Annotated in this window: 13 protein-coding genes and 10 tRNA genes; 1 reads left to right on the forward strand and 22 read right to left on the reverse strand. The window is 46.0% G+C overall.

Annotated features, from left to right (window positions below; all coding sequences use genetic code 11):
* Positions 1-67 precede the first annotated feature (67 nt).
* Entirely contained in the window at positions 68-1,336 is a 1,269-nt protein-coding gene (locus NDJ01_RS07290) for an HlyC/CorC family transporter (RefSeq protein WP_005396696.1), read from the forward strand.
* Between the two features lie 120 nt (positions 1,337-1,456).
* Here the strand turns inward: NDJ01_RS07290 and luxS are convergent, their stop codons facing one another.
* The 22 genes from luxS to alaS all read right to left on the reverse strand — a co-directional run bounded on the left by luxS (position 1,457) and on the right by alaS (position 18,438).
* Positions 1,457-1,975, reverse strand: a complete 519-nt coding sequence (luxS, locus tag NDJ01_RS07295) for an S-ribosylhomocysteine lyase (protein WP_048625973.1) — start codon at positions 1,973-1,975, stop codon at positions 1,457-1,459.
* Between the two features lie 84 nt (positions 1,976-2,059).
* Positions 2,060-2,665 carry a hypothetical protein gene (locus NDJ01_RS07300; RefSeq protein ID WP_170891673.1) on the reverse strand — a complete coding sequence of 202 codons (606 nt, stop codon included), beginning with the start codon at positions 2,663-2,665 and terminating at the stop codon, positions 2,060-2,062.
* A gap of 24 nt (positions 2,666-2,689) precedes the next feature.
* Positions 2,690-4,258 (reverse strand): glutamate--cysteine ligase, encoded by a 1,569-nt coding sequence (gshA, locus tag NDJ01_RS07305; protein ID WP_046875082.1) that lies wholly within the window; start codon positions 4,256-4,258, stop codon positions 2,690-2,692.
* A gap of 156 nt (positions 4,259-4,414) precedes the next feature.
* The gene (locus NDJ01_RS07310; RefSeq protein WP_258586495.1) at positions 4,415-7,258 is read right to left on the reverse strand and encodes a pitrilysin family protein; all 2,844 of its coding nucleotides are present in this window, start codon (positions 7,256-7,258) and stop codon (positions 4,415-4,417) included.
* A gap of 9 nt (positions 7,259-7,267) precedes the next feature.
* Positions 7,268-7,729 (reverse strand): YqaA family protein, encoded by a 462-nt coding sequence (locus NDJ01_RS07315; RefSeq protein ID WP_258586496.1) that lies wholly within the window; start codon positions 7,727-7,729, stop codon positions 7,268-7,270.
* Positions 7,723-8,673, reverse strand: a complete 951-nt coding sequence (locus tag NDJ01_RS07320) for an NADP-dependent oxidoreductase (RefSeq protein WP_258586497.1) — start codon at positions 8,671-8,673, stop codon at positions 7,723-7,725. The genes NDJ01_RS07315 and NDJ01_RS07320 overlap by 7 nt, the downstream gene beginning before the upstream one ends.
* 123 nt (positions 8,674-8,796) lie before the next feature.
* Entirely contained in the window at positions 8,797-9,927 is a 1,131-nt protein-coding gene (locus tag NDJ01_RS07325; RefSeq protein ID WP_005396706.1) for a sodium ion-translocating decarboxylase subunit beta, read from the reverse strand.
* Between the two features lie 9 nt (positions 9,928-9,936).
* Positions 9,937-11,721 (reverse strand): sodium-extruding oxaloacetate decarboxylase subunit alpha, encoded by a 1,785-nt coding sequence (gene oadA / locus NDJ01_RS07330; RefSeq protein WP_139060519.1) that lies wholly within the window; start codon positions 11,719-11,721, stop codon positions 9,937-9,939.
* Between the two features lie 31 nt (positions 11,722-11,752).
* Complete coding sequence (locus tag NDJ01_RS07335) at positions 11,753-12,010, reverse strand: oxaloacetate decarboxylase subunit gamma (protein ID WP_005379932.1); 258 nt, start codon at positions 12,008-12,010, stop codon at positions 11,753-11,755.
* A gap of 558 nt (positions 12,011-12,568) precedes the next feature.
* A tRNA-Arg gene (locus NDJ01_RS07340) sits at positions 12,569-12,645 on the reverse strand.
* A 52-nt stretch (positions 12,646-12,697) separates the two neighbouring features.
* Positions 12,698-12,774: transfer RNA gene (locus NDJ01_RS07345), tRNA-Arg, on the reverse strand.
* Positions 12,775-12,827: 53 nt separating this feature from the next.
* Positions 12,828-12,904, reverse strand: a tRNA-Arg gene (locus NDJ01_RS07350).
* Between the two features lie 53 nt (positions 12,905-12,957).
* Positions 12,958-13,034: transfer RNA gene (locus tag NDJ01_RS07355), tRNA-Arg, on the reverse strand.
* A 52-nt stretch (positions 13,035-13,086) separates the two neighbouring features.
* Positions 13,087-13,163: transfer RNA gene (locus tag NDJ01_RS07360), tRNA-Arg, on the reverse strand.
* Positions 13,164-13,215: 52 nt separating this feature from the next.
* Positions 13,216-13,292, reverse strand: a tRNA-Arg gene (locus tag NDJ01_RS07365).
* Positions 13,293-13,347: 55 nt separating this feature from the next.
* A tRNA-Arg gene (locus NDJ01_RS07370) sits at positions 13,348-13,424 on the reverse strand.
* Between the two features lie 85 nt (positions 13,425-13,509).
* Positions 13,510-13,601 (reverse strand) — tRNA-Ser (locus NDJ01_RS07375).
* A 29-nt stretch (positions 13,602-13,630) separates the two neighbouring features.
* Positions 13,631-13,707: transfer RNA gene (locus tag NDJ01_RS07380), tRNA-Arg, on the reverse strand.
* A 32-nt stretch (positions 13,708-13,739) separates the two neighbouring features.
* Positions 13,740-13,831 (reverse strand) — tRNA-Ser (locus NDJ01_RS07385).
* A gap of 334 nt (positions 13,832-14,165) precedes the next feature.
* Positions 14,166-14,363 (reverse strand): carbon storage regulator CsrA, encoded by a 198-nt coding sequence (csrA, locus tag NDJ01_RS07390; protein ID WP_004415691.1) that lies wholly within the window; start codon positions 14,361-14,363, stop codon positions 14,166-14,168.
* A 92-nt stretch (positions 14,364-14,455) separates the two neighbouring features.
* A complete protein-coding gene (locus tag NDJ01_RS07395; protein ID WP_005393869.1) occupies positions 14,456-15,643 on the reverse strand; it encodes an aspartate kinase in 1,188 nt (395 codons plus the stop codon).
* A 212-nt stretch (positions 15,644-15,855) separates the two neighbouring features.
* Complete coding sequence (gene alaS, locus NDJ01_RS07400) at positions 15,856-18,438, reverse strand: alanine--tRNA ligase (RefSeq protein ID WP_109169448.1); 2,583 nt, start codon at positions 18,436-18,438, stop codon at positions 15,856-15,858.
* Between the last annotated feature and the right edge of the window lie 46 nt (positions 18,439-18,484).

Below are 18,484 nucleotides of genomic sequence, written 5' to 3' on the forward strand. Positions count from 1 at the left end.
AACCCTTTGACTTAACGGACTTACTCAACCGTTATATAACCCAATACTTACAAGGAACAGCAACGTTTTGGACGACATCTCTACGGGTATCTTGTTTGCGCTACTCGCGTGTCTTATCGTCATATCAGGTTACTTTTCCGGCTCAGAAACAGGGATGATGTCTCTGAACCGTTATCGCTTAAAGCACTTAGCCAAAAATGGGCATAAAGGCGCTAAGCGAGTCGAAAGGCTATTAGACCGTCCAGATCGTTTGATTGGTCTTATTCTTATCGGCAACAACCTCGTTAATATTCTCGCGTCCGCCATCGCGACCATTATTGGTATGCGTTTGTATGGTGATTTAGGTGTCGCTATCGCAACCGGTGCACTGACTATGGTTGTATTGGTTTTTGCTGAAGTTACCCCAAAAACAATTGCAGCGCTGTACCCTGAACGCGTGTCTTACGCGAGCAGTATCCTACTGACCATATTGATGAAGTTACTATCGCCTTTGGTGATGCTCGTTAACTTTATTACGAATGGCTTTATTCGTTTACTTGGCGTAAAAGCGGATCACTCAGTAGAAGACCATCTTAGTTCCGATGAGCTGCGTACCGTAGTAAACGAAGCTGGCGGCTTGATCCCTCGCCGACACCAAGACATGTTGGTGTCTATTTTGGATCTTGAGCACGTCACTGTGAACGACATCATGGTGCCACGTAATGAGATTACCGGTATCGATATTAATGATGACTGGAAATCCATCGTTCGTCAGCTTACCCACTCACCACATGGACGCATTGTTTTTTATCGTGACCAAATTGATGAAGTGGTTGGCATGCTGCGCCTGCGTGAAGCTTACCGCCTGATGCTGGAAAAAAACGAGTTCAATAAAGAGACGCTATTACGTGCCGCGGATGAAGTCTATTACATCCCGGAAGGTACGCCACTAAACGTGCAAATGTTAAAGTTCCAACGCAACAAACAGCGTATTGGTCTGATTGTTGATGAGTATGGCGACATTATTGGCTTGGTGACATTGGAAGATATTCTGGAAGAGATCATTGGCGAATTCACGACCTCGATTTCTCCAAGCCTTTCTGATGAAATCAGTCCTCAAGGTGACGGAAGCTTCCTCATTGAAGGCAGCACCAATATCCGAGATATCAACAAAGGCCTGAAATGGGATTTACCAACGGATGGCCCAAGAACGTTAAACGGTCTTATTTTGGAGCACCTGGAAGATATTCCAGAGAGCCATTTAAGCGTGAGAGTGGCGGGTCATCCAATGGAGCTTGTTGAGATTGAAGAAAACCGCATCAAGCTCGTTCGTGTTTATCCTAAAAAGAAAAAATAGCCCCTATCTACAAATCACGATGAGAAAAACTCACGATAAGAAATAAAAAGAAAAGAGCCTGATCATGTCAGGCTCTTTTTAGTTTTGGATAAATATGCTTCTTGATAAGTTTTTTAGCAACTAGTCGATGCGCAGCTCTTTTAGCATCGATTCAGGCAAAGCAAGTTCATCATTTTTGTTCACCGATACACCAGCATCCAAAATGCTCTTCGCGATTTGTTGTGCTTCTTCTAAAGAGTGCATCGCTGCCGTACCACATTGGTATTCGTTGAGTTCAGGGATCTTGCTCTGGCTTTCTACCTTTAGTACGTCTTCCATTGCCGCAATCCAAGCATCCGCTACTTGCTGCTCTGATGGAGTGCCGATCAGGCTCATGTAAAAGCCGGTGCGGCAACCCATAGGCGAAATATCGATGATCTCAACAGAATCGCTGTTTAGGTGATTGCGCATAAAACCTGCATAAAGGTGCTCTAGTGTATGGATACCTTTTTCAGAAAGGATGTCTTTGTTTGGCGCGGTAAAGCGTAAATCGAAGACAGTAATCGTGTCCCCTTTTGGGGTCTGCATGGTCTTCGCCACTCGCACTGCCGGTGCATTCATGCGAGTGTGGTCCACGGTAAAACTATCGAGTAAAGGCATTACATCTCTCCTGATTGTAACTCCAATACCTCTCGGTACTGGATAAATGTCATTCATCCCTACAGCACATAAACAGGCTGTAGGTTAAAAGAACCAGCTGCTGTTGTCTTCCAATTCCTGACGACATTGCTTCAGCTGCCAGCCATAAGTTTTTGCAGTTTGTTCAACACGTCGAGCGACTTTGAGCAAGCTGGGCTTTCGCTTATAAGTACCTCGCTTGTACCCACCTCGACCTTCATGATAAGCCAGATATTGACTGTATGGGTCCCATAACGAAATCCCTAGTTGGCGCCTCGTTTCGTGAGTATACCAACCGACAAACATCATTGAATCATCAAAGTTGGTACGAGAACCGCCCTGACCCGTCGCATCTTGGAAATCTTCCCAAGCAGGATCTTGAGCTTGAGCGTAACCATACGCACTGCTGACTCGTCCCCAAGGGATAAATCCCAATAAATAGTCTTTGGGTGGTTTCGCATCGTGCCGAAAGCTGCTTTCTTGTTTAATGATAGCCATAGCGACATGAATGGGGGTTCCCCACTTTTCTTCCATATCTTTGGCATCATCATACCAGCCGGATTTCTCTCGAAATATCTCACATAAATTATTCTGCTGCTTTGGCGGTGCCGTGGCACAACCTGCAAGTAACATGCTTCCGAGTACCGATACTACTAACGGTTTAATGTTCAATCCCACCCAACCTTTACCTATTCACTACTGCTTCAGATAAGCAAAGTAATCTTCCAAAAAATCATCAAAAGATAGCGTGTCACTTTGTTCCGCTTGCTTTTGCTTTTCTACTGACGACGCCACTTCCGTTTCCATCGTATCTTGTGAGTAGTACTGATAACCGTGAGCTAGATTTTCCTCGCGGTACTTCATGCCAAGCGCACAGCCGACTTTACCTAACCCACCAAGCTCTTTCGTCAGCTCTAATAGTTGACCTGAAATCGTTAGTTCTGGGTTATCAATCCATGTCTCGAGTTTATTACACACATCTTGGTATGCACTGCCACCAGCAGCCATATCCATTTGCTGTGCTATCTGACGCAGCTCGACAAACACTCGATGCGCCCAATCTTGCAGAGATAGACGTTCACCTTGGCAACCAATTTGAAGCATTAGCCCTTTTTCACGACCAGAAACAATGACTTTGTTCCAGTTGTCGCGCCAACACTCTAATTCACAGTTGTCCATTGGATCCGAGTCTGACAAGGCCGCCCAAGTCAGGAAGAGATCAAGGAATCGTACTTGCTCTTCATCCAACCCCACTGCGCTGAATGGGTTAACGTCTAGAGAGCGAACTTCAATGTACTCAACCCCACCGCGTCGTAACGCATCTGAAGGCTTCTCACCACTTTTCGACACGCGTTTCGGGCGAATTGGAGCGTATAGCTCGTTCTCAATTTGTAAAATATTGGAATTAAGCTGGCGGTATTCACCGTCCACTTTGACGCCTATTTTCGCAAACTCTTCTGATGGGTGACGAATCGCATCGCTCAAACCATCCAGATACTGATCAATGCTGTTAAAGCCAATTTTCAGTACACTTTGCGCACTATTGGTGTAGCCCAGATCGCTCAAACGCAAAGACGTCGATTTCGGCAAATACAAAGTGCCGCCAATTTTTTCGAATGGCAGATCGGTTTCACGACCTTGAATAAAAGAGCCGCATAACGCTGGCGATGCGCCGAAGAAATACGGAATCATCCAACCAAAACGGTAATAGTTACGGATCAGCGCAAAGTAGGCATCAGACTTAGCATCTTGGCGGGCTTGTTCATCTTGCTCGCCGTATAGCGCATCCCAAAATGTCTCAGGGAACGAGAAGTTAAAATGCACACCTGAGATGATTTGCATCAGGCTGCCATAGCGGCGTTTTAGGCCTTCTCGGTACAGGGTTTTCATTTTTGCTGCATTCGAAGAGCCGTACTGAGCAAGCTGAATATCCTCTTCCGAGCCAACATAACACGGCATAGAAAGAGGCCACATCTTTTCTTCACCCATTTTTGTCTGGGTGAAGTGATGGATATCTTTCAGTTGTGCCATCAGTTCTGGAATTTCATGTGACACAGGAGTAATGAACTCTAACAATGATTCAGAAAAATCAGTCGTGATCCATTGGTTTGTGAACGCTGAGCCTAACCCCTCTGGATGAGGTGTTGTTGCTAGATGTCCATCCTGACGATAGCGCAAAGTTTCTCGCTCAACACCGCGTCCAAACTGCTTAAATACTTCGGGGTTTGATGCAACTTTTTTTAGTCGCGCAGCAAAATCAGTCAAAATGAGGTTCGCTTATATTGGGAGCAGGACACTTATCACAAAGGACAAGCGTAAGCTAAGTTATTGATATTTAATGCATCTAGATAAATAACCCACGAAAAGTCGCTTATCTAGATGAATAGCGGAGAAACGTTTCTCCGCTATTAAATGTGTACTCTATCGAATGATTTCAAGCTCTTCTACGTCTTTCCCCAACTTTTCTAATTGAGGACGCAGTGATTTAGCATCACCAACGACGATAATTTGATAGTCATTTGGATCAAACCACTTTTGAGCCAGTGCATTTAAAGTCTGCTTATCGACTTTTTCTACGATAGCGTTTCTTTGCTGCAAGTAATCTTGATCGAGGTTGTACTTAAGAATATCACTGATAAGTTCCGCTTTTTGTGTTGGCGTTTCATATTTCAGTGCATCTTTTTGACCGACCGCTTGACGCATAAATTTCATCTCTTCATCAGTAATTCCTGACTGCGAGTATTCATTTAGCTCATTTTCCATCTCAATGATAGAAGCAACCGTTGCATCCGCTCGTACTTGCGCGGTGAAAACAACCGAGCCAGTTTCTGGATTTCCAGAGAAGTAGCCGTAAGCGCCGTATGTGTAACCCTTGTCTTCACGTAGGTTTTGGTTAATGCGGCTATTGAAGTTTCCAGCTAAGTTGAAGTTTGCCAGTTGGCTCAGGTAAAAATCGCCCGTTGCATCGTAAGGCATACCCTGACGAACCATCATGACCACACTTTGTGGTGCACCTGGTTTATCAACAAGATGGATCTTTTGCTCACCTAATGCAGCGATGCTTTGCGGTGCATACAATGGTGCAGCTTCATCCTGCCAGTTTTTCCAGAACGTCAGTTGCTGTTCAATTTCCTGTTGATCAATGTCACCAACAACGACGATTTGTGCACTTTGTGGCGTGTAATGCTTCGAGTAGAATTCACGGACATCATCCAACGTTAGTGCACTGACACCTGCTTGCGTGCCGTCTTTTGGTCGAGCAAAGACAGAGTCCCCATAGAGCACCTGGCGAGTCGCTTGTGATGCCATCCAACTTGGGTTTTGATGCTCATACACAAGGCCTTCTAGCGCTTGCATCTTCACTCGCTCAAAGTCTGCTTGCTTGAATGCAGGAGACAGCAACATCTCTTCGACAATTTTCAACGTCGGCTCTAAGTTCTTTTCTAAAGCAGAAACGCTGATGTTTGTTGTGTAGCCCGTTGCATTCACGGAGATGACACTACCTAGTTTATCGAGCTCAGCTTGAATCTCTTCGACACTACGTTTCGTTGTGCCTTCTTGCAACATTGCTGCGGTCAACTGGGCAAGACCTTCTTTGCCCTTTTCAACAAAACGTGTTCCCGCAGGTAAACTAAACTGCATCATGACCGTTGGTGTTTCATCGCTAACCGCACCAAGCAATTCCGAGCCATTATTGAAATGAAGCTCGTACAACTCAGGCATCGTCGCTTTCACTGGCTCCCCTACAGGCGGTTGCACAGAGCGATCGAAGTTATCGGTCGCACGACGATACGCCAATTGATCATCAGTGATCTTCTCGTATTCTTGTAGCGTACGCTTTGGCGTCACAAAGGTCGCTGGTTTTACGACAAGGTCAGTTTTTCCTTTTGGTACCACGCTTAGGGTCACTTTGTTCTTACCTTGGATAAAATCCGTATACGCTTTTTCTACCGATGCAGGCGTGACTGCGCGGATCTGCTCAAGCTGTTGCTCAAGACGGTCTGGATCGCCGAAGAATGTCTCGTTGGATGCCAACTGCGTTACTTTGCCTTTAACGCTTTCTAATGCAAAGATAGCATCCGCTTCCGCCTTACCCTTCAATTGTTCAAGGCGATCTTCTGTCACGCCTTTTTCAGCAAACTGATTGAGTGACTGTAAAAGCTCGTCGTACAGTTTTGATAGGTCGCCTTTGTCCCCAGAGTCACCCATTGCATAAACGTAAAAGTTACACGCCAGTTCTGCACAGTCATGGAATGAGCCCGCATCGACGGCTTTTTGAGTCTTGACTAAGTCTTGGTAGAGCACGCTGTTTGTACCGCCACCTAGCACTTCAGATAGCGTATCGAGAGACGCTTGGCTTTCTTCGCCGTTGTAAGTTGTTGGCCACGCGATCATCACCATCGGTTGTTGAATGCGATCTTCTAGCGTGATGTATTTGTCTTCTTGCAGTTTTGCAGGTTGTTTCGGCGCATTTTCAACCTCTGGCCCACGAGGAATCGAACCGAAGTACTTATTTACCCACTCAAGAGTTTGTTCAACGTCTAAGTCCCCACCGATAGTGATAGTCGCATTGTTTGGGCCATACCAACGTAAGAAAAACGCTTTGAGATCGTTCACATCAACACGATCAAGATCTTCAACATAACCAATAGTTTGCCACGAATACGGATGACCTTCAGGATATAGCGCTTCAGACATGCGCTCCCAAATTAAGCCATAAGGACGATTATCGTAACGCTGAGCTCGCTCATTTTTTACAGTAGAACGCTGAATTTCAAATTTGCGTTGAGAAACCGCATCCAGCAAAAAGCCCATACGGTCAGACTCTAACCACAGCATTTTCTCTAGCTGGTTAGCCGGGACAGTTTCAAAGTAGTTAGTACGATCACGGTTTGTCGTACCATTTAACGTACCTCCAGCCTCTGTGATGATTCTGAAGTGCTCTTGGTCACCAACGTTCTCTGAACCTTGGAACATCATGTGCTCAAAGAAATGCGCAAAACCAGACTTACCCACTTCTTCACGAGCCGAACCAACATGGTAAGTCACATCCACATGGACCAATGGGTCAGAATCTTCAGGAGCTAAGATCACCGTTAAACCATTATCGAGTTTATACTTTTGGTATGGAATCTTAACTTTGCCTTCTTCAGCTTTCGATGACTCAACGAAAGTTACCCCTTTCGGCAGTGATGAAACAGGCGTATTTGATGCACAACCCGTGATCACCAAAAGTGAACACGCGCCAACCCAAAACATCTTCATGTACTTTCCTTAAAATAATCCGAGATAGATAGCCGCAAGTAAGCTATACCTGGCAGCCTTTCCTAAAAATATTAAAATCACGCAAGGCAGAAACTTCATTCTCAGCCACCCTGCGGCTAAACACAGCGGGTCTCCAATTATGGGTAACCAGCTAAAAAACAATCCCCAATAGCCATACTTAGACAGCCAGTTTAATGCGGTATGACCGTGCTTTTCTTCTTGCGCTTTGTTGGGAATCCACAAGCCAAGCCAATAATTTGTTAAGCCACCAAGCGTATTGCCGATAGTGGCGACCATAATAATTGACGAAACGGAATATTGATTAAATGAGAGAGTGGCAACTAAGCCCGCCTCAGAACCACCAGGTAACAAAGTGGCACTGAGAAAACCGGTCATGAAAAGCACCCATAATGCTGAATCTGAAAACCAAAGCGCTAAACTTTCAAAGCTCGTATTAAATGCTTCTAGCATGTCATATCAAGCAACACCTTGCCTCTGGTTCTTCCTGACTCAACTTGCTGGTGAGCAGCAATCACACCGCTCATCGGATAAACCTGTTGAATTTCAGTCTTCAGTAAACCAACGCCAACCATGTACAACAAGGTATCTAACTGCGCAGGAGCTGGTTCAACCAACATGCCACTAGCCTCAAAGCCTAGGAGTTTGGCTTTTTCACAAATCAGCTCAGCTGTTATGGTTGGAACGGTGATGACTCTCGCATTGTCTTTCAGGCATTTAAGCGCATCTAACGCGGCATCTCCACCTACTAAATCAATCAAAACATCAACGTCTTCAACACGTTCTGACACTGGTGCAAATTGATAGTTCACTGCGTGAGCGCCAAGGGTAGCCAGGTAGTCTAAATTTCGTTCACTGCAGGTTGTAAAGACTTCCGCTTTAGTCGCGACCGCGATTTGTACCGCTAGGTGTCCAACGCCACCGGCTCCAGCGAGGATAAGTACGCGATCGTTTTCTGTCACATTGGCTTTGCTGAGAGCTTGTGCCGCAGTTTGGCCAGCCAACGGTAATGCTGCTGCAGCCTCTAAAGTAACTGAACTGGGAACATGACTTAACTCAGCTTCTGGAACACATACGTACTGACTGTACCCACCGCCTCGGACTGGGAAACCGATAAATCCAGCCACCTCATCACCATCATTAAAACGCGACGCCCCGTCTCCACAGGACACGACTTTTCCTGAGATGTCGTAACCTGGTACCCAAGGTAAATTATCCTTGTTCTGCGCAGCTGCCCAACCGAGTCCGGCTCGAGTTTTAACATCAATAGGATTTACGCCTGAAAAAGCGACTTTTACTAAGACTTCACCAGGCTGTGGTGATGGTGTAGAAGCATGTTGAATCGCGAGTACGTTGGCATCACCAAATTCAGTGATAACGATCTGTTTGTGTTCCATAAACCATTCCCTGCAAGAAAACAAAAAGGGATGCGAAAGCATCCCTTTGACTATAAACCATTTTGTTAACCGAAGTTAATCGTGATTTTGTAAATTGGTTGATCATTCCATTTTCGGTAATGACTAGCCGACAAGTGCTAGCAAGATACCAGCGGCAACCGCTGATCCCAATACACCTGCAACGTTTGGTCCCATCGCATGCATCAACAAGAAGTTTTGCGGGTTAGCTTGTAAGCCGACCTTGTTCACCACACGCGCGGCCATTGGTACCGCAGAAACGCCAGCCGCACCAATAAGTGGGTTGATGTCTTCTTTTGAGAACTTGTTCAGCAACTTAGCCATTAGCACACCAGCACCCGTGCCAATACTAAACGCAACCGCACCAAGCCCTAGAATGCCTAATGTTTCTAAGTTCAGGAATTGATCCGCTTGCAGCTTCGAGCCAACCCCTAAGCCCAAGAAGATCGTCACGATGTTGATCAGCTCATTTTGTGCGGTTTTCGATAGACGATCGACCACACCCGCTTCACGCATTAAGTTACCAAGACAGAACATACCGACAAGAGGCGTTGCTGAAGGTAGGAAAAGAATCGTCATGAGTAATACTGCCATCGGGAACAATACCTTTTCCCATTTACCCACGTGACGCAGTTGCGCCATTTGAATCTCACGTTCTTCCTTAGTGGTTAGCGCCTTCATGATTGGCGGCTGAATGATTGGCACTAAAGCCATGTAGCTGTACGCGGCTACAGCAATCGCACCAAGCAGGTCTGGTGATAACTTACTTGCTAAGAAAATCGCCGTTGGGCCATCCGCACCACCGATGATAGCGATAGACGATGCATCCGCCATGGAGAACTCCATACCAGGTACATAGTTGAGCAAAATAGCGCCAAACAGTGTCGCAAAAATACCAAACTGAGCTGCCGCACCTAGCCACAACGTTTTTGGGTTTGCGATCAAAGCACCAAAGTCGGTCATCGCACCCACACCCATGAAGATCAACAACGGGAACACACCCGATTCAATCCCAATGTAGTAAACGTAGTAGAGCAAGCCGCCAGGCTCAGTAAAGCCAGCATTTGGAATATTCGCCAAGATAGCACCAAAACCAATCGGCAATAACAGTAAAGGCTCAAAGCCTTTTTTGATTGCCAAAAACAGCAAGGTACAACCAACCAGCATCATACAGATTTGGCCGAACTCGAAGTTAGCGATCCCTGTTTCTGCCCAAAGGGTTAACAATCCGTCCATGATACTCCCTTACGCCAGGCTCAACAGAGGCGCACCTACTGTGACAGCATCGCCTTCTTTAACGTTCAACTCTTGAACCACACCACCACGCGCCGCACGCACTTCTGTTTCCATCTTCATTGCTTCAAGAATCAGTAGTACATCGCCTTCAGCCACTTCAGCACCAGGCTGAACATTCACTTTAAAGATGTTACCGGCAAGAGGAGCAGGCACCGCTTCAGCAGAAGCGCTAGAAGGTGCGCTAGGTGCCGTCGATTTTGCAGGCGCCGCAGAAGGAGCGACAGAGGTTAGCTCGCCTTGAGGACCGACTTCCACCTCATACACCTGTCCGTCAACACGTACGCTATAAGTTTCTACGCCGCCAGTTGCTGTTTGCGCCGCAGGTACGGCAGGCTTCGCGGCTTCTAGCGTTGGTGCAGGTTCAAATGCTTCTGGGTTGTCACGATTCTTAAGGAACTTGAGACCAACTTGAGGGAAAAGCGCATAAGTAAGTACATCATCAACACGCTCACTTGCTAGCTTAATACCTTCTGATTTTGCTTTCTCCATCAGATCAACAGTAAGCGTCTCCATTTCAGGCTCAAGCAAATCGGCAGGACGACAAGTAATAGGCTCTTTGCCATCAAGTACTTTAGCTTGCAGCTCTGCATTTAACTCGGCTGGCGCTTGACCGTATTCGCCTTTCAATAGACCAGCGGTTTCCTTAGTGATGCTCTTATAGCGTTCGCCAGTAAGCACGTTAATCACCGCTTGCGTTCCGACGATCTGCGAAGTTGGAGTCACCAATGGAATGAAACCAAGATCTTCGCGTACACGAGGGATCTCCTCTAAGACTTCATCAATGCGATCCGCCGCGCCCTGTTCTTTCAGCTGGCCTTCCATGTTGGTCAGCATGCCGCCAGGCACTTGAGCAATCAGGATGCGAGAGTCTACACCTTTCAACTGACCTTCCCACTTCGCGTACTTCTTACGTACTTCACGGAAATACGCGGCGATAGGTTCTAGTTGCTCGAGCTTCAAATTCGTATCTCGCTCGGTTCCTTCTAGCATCGCGACTACCGTTTCCGTCGGTGTGTGACCATAGGTACAACTCATTGAAGAAATCGCTGTATCGAGAATATCAATACCAGCTTCAACTGCTTTTACCGCTGTCGCAGTAGACAAGCCTGTCGTCGCGTGACAATGAAGTGCTAATGGCACATCACAAGACGCTTTGATACGCGTGATAAGCTCTTCCGCTTCATAAGGCTTGAGTAAGCCAGACATATCTTTAATACACAGTGAATGACAACCTAAATCCTCTAGGCGTTTTGCCAAGTCAACCCAAGTGTCTGCGTTATGCACAGGGCTTGTTGTGTAAGACAGCGTACCTTGAGCATGTGCGCCAACATCGACCGTTGCTTTAACGGCCTTCTGGAAGTTTCGCACGTCATTCATTGCATCAAAGATACGGAACACGTCCATACCGTTAGCATGCGCGCGTTCAACGAACTTCTCTACTACGTCATCGGCATAATGGCGGTATCCTAAAAGGTTTTGACCACGCAGTAGCATTTGCATTGGCGTATTGGGCATCGCTTTTTTCAGCTCACGTAAACGCTCCCAAGGATCTTCCCCTAAGAATCGAATACAAGAATCAAACGTTGCGCCCCCCCAAGTCTCTAGAGACCAGTAACCAACCTTATCCAACTCAGCTGCGATAGGCAGCATATCCTCAATACGCATACGCGTAGCAAATAGTGATTGATGGGCATCACGAAGGACCACATCTGTAATAGCTAGTGGTTTAGACATGCTCTTAAACTCCTTTTTAATCCTGGTTCGGCTACTTCGCGAATGAGGCGCGATGTTTATGAATCGCAGCCGAGATCGCCGCCACTACTTGTGGACTAACAGCTGAAGAGGTTGATTGAATATTAGTATTTGTTTTTGGTGCTGCGATCGGCTCTGGTACTTCTTCTGGTACCAATTTCGACATTAGCCGAACGAGATAAACAAGAATAGTGAGGAAAATAAATACGACCGCCATCCCCGTTAGCATCAGGGTGGCCGCATCTACTAGCAGGCTTCCTATATTAGTCATGTTGCTTCCTTTCTTTGTCATCCTGACAACGTGCAGGACTTTAATAGCGTCAAATCCCGACCAATGGATTATCTCGATTGGTTAAATTTTGTCAATTTTGTTTAAGGAAGGTTTGTAATAATCCTGATAAATGATTATTTATTCACTACCCAGATCACAGTTCATGACAAAATAATTACTGCGAATCTGCTATCTCCTTACGAACAGAGTAAAGGAGGACATAAATAAAAACTGCGATTTGGATTTCAAAACCAAATCGAGATTTACACATAAAAGCTAATAAAAACAAAAGGATGTTATTTAATAACAATTAATAAACAAATAAAAAACAAAGAAGTTACATTTAAACGATTGAAGTGAAAGAAACGGAAATCAATATACAGGAGAGATAGTAAGGATGGATTCACAAACTACAGCAGAAACTTTATTCCAAATTGCTTAGATAAGCACATATTCGCTTTTGGAAAAGAAGGACCTCGCCTCTAACAACTCTAGGCTATAGTTCCTGATGTCCAGATACAAAAAAAGCCTCGCAATTGCGAGGCTTTTTTTTGTAAGTGGCGCGTCCTGGAGGATTCGAACCTCCGACCGCCTGGTTCGTAGCCAGGTACTCTATCCAGCTGAGCTAAGGACGCGCAGTTTTCGATATCAACTTTCATCAATATCAGGGCAATACCCTTTAATAAGTGGCGCGTCCTGGAGGATTCGAACCTCCGACCGCCTGGTTCGTAGCCAGGTACTCTATCCAGCTGAGCTAAGGACGCGCAAGTTTTCGATATCAACTTTCGTCAACATCAGGGCAATACCCTTTAATAAGTGGCGCGTCCTGGAGGATTCGAACCTCCGACCGCCTGGTTCGTAGCCAGGTACTCTATCCAGCTGAGCTAAGGACGCGCAAGTTTTCGATATCGACTTTCGTCAACATCAGGGCAATACCCTTTAGTAAGTGGCGCGTCCTGGAGGATTCGAACCTCCGACCGCCTGGTTCGTAGCCAGGTACTCTATCCAGCTGAGCTAAGGACGCGCAGTTTTCGATATCGACTTTCGTCAACATCAGGGCAATACCCTTTAATAAGTGGCGCGTCCTGGAGGATTCGAACCTCCGACCGCCTGGTTCGTAGCCAGGTACTCTATCCAGCTGAGCTAAGGACGCGCGATTTTCGATATCAACTTTCGTCAACATCAGGGCAATACCCTTTAATAAGTGGCGCGTCCTGGAGGATTCGAACCTCCGACCGCCTGGTTCGTAGCCAGGTACTCTATCCAGCTGAGCTAAGGACGCGCAATAATCTTATTTTACTTTGTATAACCCGTTTATCAAACGAATTATTAAATAGTGGCGCGTCCTGGAGGATTCGAACCTCCGACCGCCTGGTTCGTAGCCAGGTACTCTATCCAGCTGAGCTAAGGACGCGCAGATCTTCTTGCTAGGAAGTTGTGAAGCAAATCACATTCATTTCTTACGAAACAAAAAAAAGGCCATCGGGCCAGTCAATGAATGGCGGTGAAGGAGGGATTCGAACCCTCGATACGGGATAAACCGTATACTCCCTTAGCAGGGGAGCGCCTTCAGCCTCTCGGCCACCTCACCGTTTTCATTGTTATATCTCAAAAGAGATATGGCGCGTCCTGGAGGATTCGAACCTCCGACCGCCTGGTTCGTAGCCAGGTACTCTATCCAGCTGAGCTAAGGACGCACTTTTTTGTTGATGTCTCAACGTTGCAAGAATGGCGGTGAGGGAGGGATTCGAACCCTCGATACGGGATAAACCGTATACTCCCTTAGCAGGGGAGCGCCTTCAGCCTCTCGGCCACCTCACCGTCTTGCGGAGGCACATATTACGTTTTACCGAAAATATGTCAAACACTTTCTTTGAAAAAATCCACGAAACTGACTTAACCGTTGCTGATTTAATCAAAGTGACTATTAAACGAACTTTACCACTCTATTATGATGAAAAAAAGAGAGTCTTCTCTGAAAAAAAGACATTTATTTTCAAACAACTTCCTGGTGTTCGATTCAACAATATTGACGGATTCACAGCCACACTCAACACAATGGTTTCCGCACATCTTCAAAAACATTAAAGACTAAAAAGGCCAACCCTTCGGTTAGCCTTTTTCATTCAAACTAAGCTCTGTAAACAGGAGCGACTTAGTAGTTACCTGAAGCAACGTTGCCATTGCCTTTTTCAGCTTGAATGCGCATGTAGATTTCTTCACGGTGAACTGAAACCTCTTTCGGAGCGTTAACGCCGATACGTACTTGGTTACCTTTCACACCTAGTACAGTTACAGTCACTTCATCACCAATCATCAGTGTTTCGCCTACGCGGCGAGTCAAAATTAGCATTCTTTGCTCCTTGAGTAATCTCTAAATTTTCTTGCTACAAAGCTATTATCCAACAAAAGTTATATTTTCGTAAACTACCTTGTTAGCGAAAATCAGCCTAAAAAGGCATGTTTTTGTTGAATGTTTAATGCTTCACTAGACGTAATGTAAGCATCATGCAGAATGTTTGCTGCTGTATCCACACATTCGGGTGCTAAAACTAGCATCATAGTGAGTGCATTCGTTGCGCTGAAATTGATCTCAATATCTCGCTTTGCCAACAAATCGCATGCGTGCTCTACCATTCCATTGGCCTCAAGCCCCACGGCGGTCAACAGGCTTACCACTTCACTATTACGGATTTTGTCGCTGAACACCAGATCGAACTTGGCACATGCATCTTGTTTTATCATGATACCTGCCCGTTCTGCTTCCTCGATCACATTCCAAATGTCTATACCCAGCATCTGACATTGTTTTGTAGCACTAGATAAATGTTCTTTATCGACTTCGATAATGGCAAGGTCACGTTGAATGGCTATACCAGAGACGGCTTGATTGCCTGACTCCCCCTTTACCAAACTGCCTTCATTAACATCAAATGTCGAAAGCACGCGTAGTGGCACATTATTCTTCCATGCAAATTGCACTGAAGGTAAATGTAATACTTTTGCGCCTCGGCTTGCCATCGCTTCCATTGAAGGAAAATCGATAACCGCCAATTTGCGCGCATTTTTCACTACACGTGGGTCACAAGTATAAATACCATCAACGTCGGTAAAGATTTGACACTCGTCAGCGCGCAATGCGCCCGCCAGTGCCACAGCGCTCGTATCTGAGCCACCTCGACCTAATGTGGTGATATCCCCGTTCTCATTCACACCTTGAAAGCCCGCAACAATCACGATTTGGTCTTGCTCAAGCAATCCCATAATTGTCGTGGTATCAATGTGTTTAATCGTTGCGTCATTGTGTTGATTATCCGTCACAATATTCGCCTGTGCTCCGGTAAGCGAGCGCGCAGCATGACCCATTTTATTCAAAGTCATGGCTAGCAGTGCCATTGACACTTGCTCACCAGCAGAGAGCAAAACATCAAGTTCTCGAGCTGTAGGTACGCTATCTATCTGTTTAGCGAGATCCATCAGTCTGTTTGTTTCGCCTGACATTGCAGACACGACAACAACAACTTGATTGCCATCATTTTTCGCCTTAATGATGTGTTCAGCGACTTGGTGGATTCTTTCAATTGAACCCACAGAGGTTCCGCCAAACTTTTGCACGATAAGGGGCTTTTTCACCAGTCTTCACCTTCCCAAGACCGAAGTCTCTTTAGAACTGCTTACATCTTAAATATTTCCTTTGAGAAAAATTATATAAGCAGTAGTTACAACAAAAACCAAGCAGCTTAAATGACTCGGTTAACTTTTGGTCAATTAAACCACTTGGTTGCTAAAAAAAATTACGCTCAATCAAAGAAACTTGATTGAGCGTAATTTTATTAGTTAAGAGCTTATAAACGCTCTTCTAGCCAAGGCTGAACTGTTTTGATTGCCTCTGGTAGTGCTGAAACATCAGTACCACCGGCTTGAGCCATGTCTGGACGACCACCGCCCTTACCACCGACTTGCTCTGCAACCATTTTAACTAGATCACCTGCTTTTACTTTACCAGTGAGATCTTTAGTCACACCAGCAATCAAGCCAACCTTGTCACCCGTTACGTTTGCAAGCAGTACAACACCAGAACCCATTTGATTCTTGATGTCATCAACCATGGTACGTAGGTTCTTGCTATCAGCACCTTCAAGGGCCGCAACTAGAACTTTTGTGCCATTTACTTCAACCGCTTTGCCCATGATGTTAGCGCTTTCTGCGGCTGCCATCTTATCTTTTAGCTTCTGCACTTCTTTCTCTAGTGCTTTTGCTTTCTGTGCAGATTCTGCCAGTTTCTCTTCGTACTTCGCATTTTGAGCTTCAATGGCGTCTAATGCCGCCTCGCCTGTTACCGCTTCAATACGACGAATACCGGCTGCAATACCGCTTTCTGATGTGATTTTGAATAGACCAATATCACCCGTGCTTGATGCGTGAATACCACCACAAAGCTCAGTAGAGAAATCGCCCATAGATAGCACGCGAACTTCGTCATCGTACTTCTCACCAAACAGTGCCATTGCGCCTTTCTTCTTAGCAGACTCAATATCCATCACGTTGGTTTCAATCGTGTGGTTACGACGGATTTGCGCGTTAACTAGGCGCTCAACTTCTTTCAACTCTGCTGCGGTTACGGCTTCTAGATGCGAGAAGTCGAAACGTAGGTTGTCTGCCTTCACCAATGAGCCTTTCTGCGTTACGTGCTCACCTAAAACTTGGCGTAGTGCTGCGTGTAGCAAGTGCGTTGCTGAGTGGTTTAGAGAGATAGCTGCGCGACGCTCTGCGTCAACGATAGTTGCTACTTCGTCGCCTTTCGCTAGAACGCCTTCTGCCATTACACCGTGGTGTGCAATTGCGTTACCGAGTTTTTGAGTGTCCTCAACGCGGAATACACCAGACTCAGTACGGATTTCACCAGCGTCACCACACTGACCGCCTGACTCTGCGTAGAATGGCGTTTCACCAAGTACGATGATGGCTTTGTCGCCCGCAGATAGCGAATCTACTTCGTTACCTTCAACAAACATCGCGGCTACAGAGCTAGAGCCTTTAGTACCTGTGTAACCACAGAATTCTGTTTGCGTATCAACTTTGATTGCTGCGTTATAATCTGTACCGAATTGACCAGCTTCACGCGCACGTTGACGCTGCTCTTCCATCGCTTTTTCGAAACCCTCTTCGTCGATCGCGAACTCACGCTCACGTGCAACGTCGTTAGTGAGGTCTGCTGGGAAGCCGTAAGTATCGTAAAGCTTGAATACCGTTTCTCCGTCTAGCACTTTGCCATCTAGGTTATCTAATGCTTCGTTAAGAATTACCATACCGCGCTCAAGTGTACGACCGAAGTTTTCTTCTTCGATACGCAGTACTTTTTCAACCACTGCTTGTTGACGCTTCAGCTCTTCGCCTGCTGTACCCATTACTTCTGCTAATACGCCAACAAGCTTATAGAAGAATGCACCTTGTGCACCTAGCTTGTTACCATGACGTACGGCACGACGAATGATACGACGTAGTACGTAACCACGACCTTCGTTTGAAGGCATCACACCATCAACAATCAAGAATGAACATGAACGGATGTGGTCAGCAATAACGCGTAGCGATTGGTTCGATAGATCTTCATAACCAATGACTTCAGCCGCTGCTTTGATAAGAGTTTGGAATACATCGATTTCGTAGTTTGAGTGAACGCCTTGCATGATTGCAGAGATACGCTCGATACCCATACCAGTATCTACCGATGGTTTTGGTAGCGGTTCCATAGTGCCGTCTGCGTGACGGTTGAACTGCATGAATACGTTGTTCCAGATCTCGATGAAACGGTCACCATCTTCTTCAGGCGTGCCAGGACGACCACCCCAGATGTGTTCACCGTGATCGTAGAAGATTTCAGTACATGGACCACAAGGACCAGTGTCGCCCATTTGCCAGAAGTTATCAGACTCGTAAGGCTTGCCACCTTCTTTGTCACCAATGCGCACGATACGATCAGCAGGCACGCCAACTTTTTTGTTCCAGATGTCGAATGCTTCGTCATCAGTTTCGTAAACGGTTACCAATAGACGATCCGCAGGCAGTTTAAGAACTTCGGTTAGGAATTCCCAAGCAAATGAAATCGCATCTTCTTTGAAGTAGTCGCCAAAGCTGAAGTTGCCTAGCATTTCAAAGAATGTGTGGTGACGAGCGGTAAAGCCAACATTTTCCAGGTCGTTGTGTTTACCACCAGCACGTACACAACGTTGAGCCGTAGTCGCTCGAGTATAGGCTCGTTTTTCTAAGCCTAAGAAACAATCTTTAAATTGGTTCATACCTGCGTTTGTGAACAGCAGGGTTGGGTCGTTATGTGGAACTAACGATGAACTTTCTACGATTTGGTGTCCTTTGCTTTCAAAGAACTTGAGGAACGCGTTACGAACCTCGTCAGTGCTCATGTACATGCAGCTCTTCCTGAAAATAGTCGAGTTAGAATTTTGCCGTATTGTA

Source organism: Vibrio sp. HS-50-1 (assembly GCF_024747315.1).
Lineage (GTDB): Bacteria > Pseudomonadota > Gammaproteobacteria > Enterobacterales > Vibrionaceae > Vibrio > Vibrio diabolicus.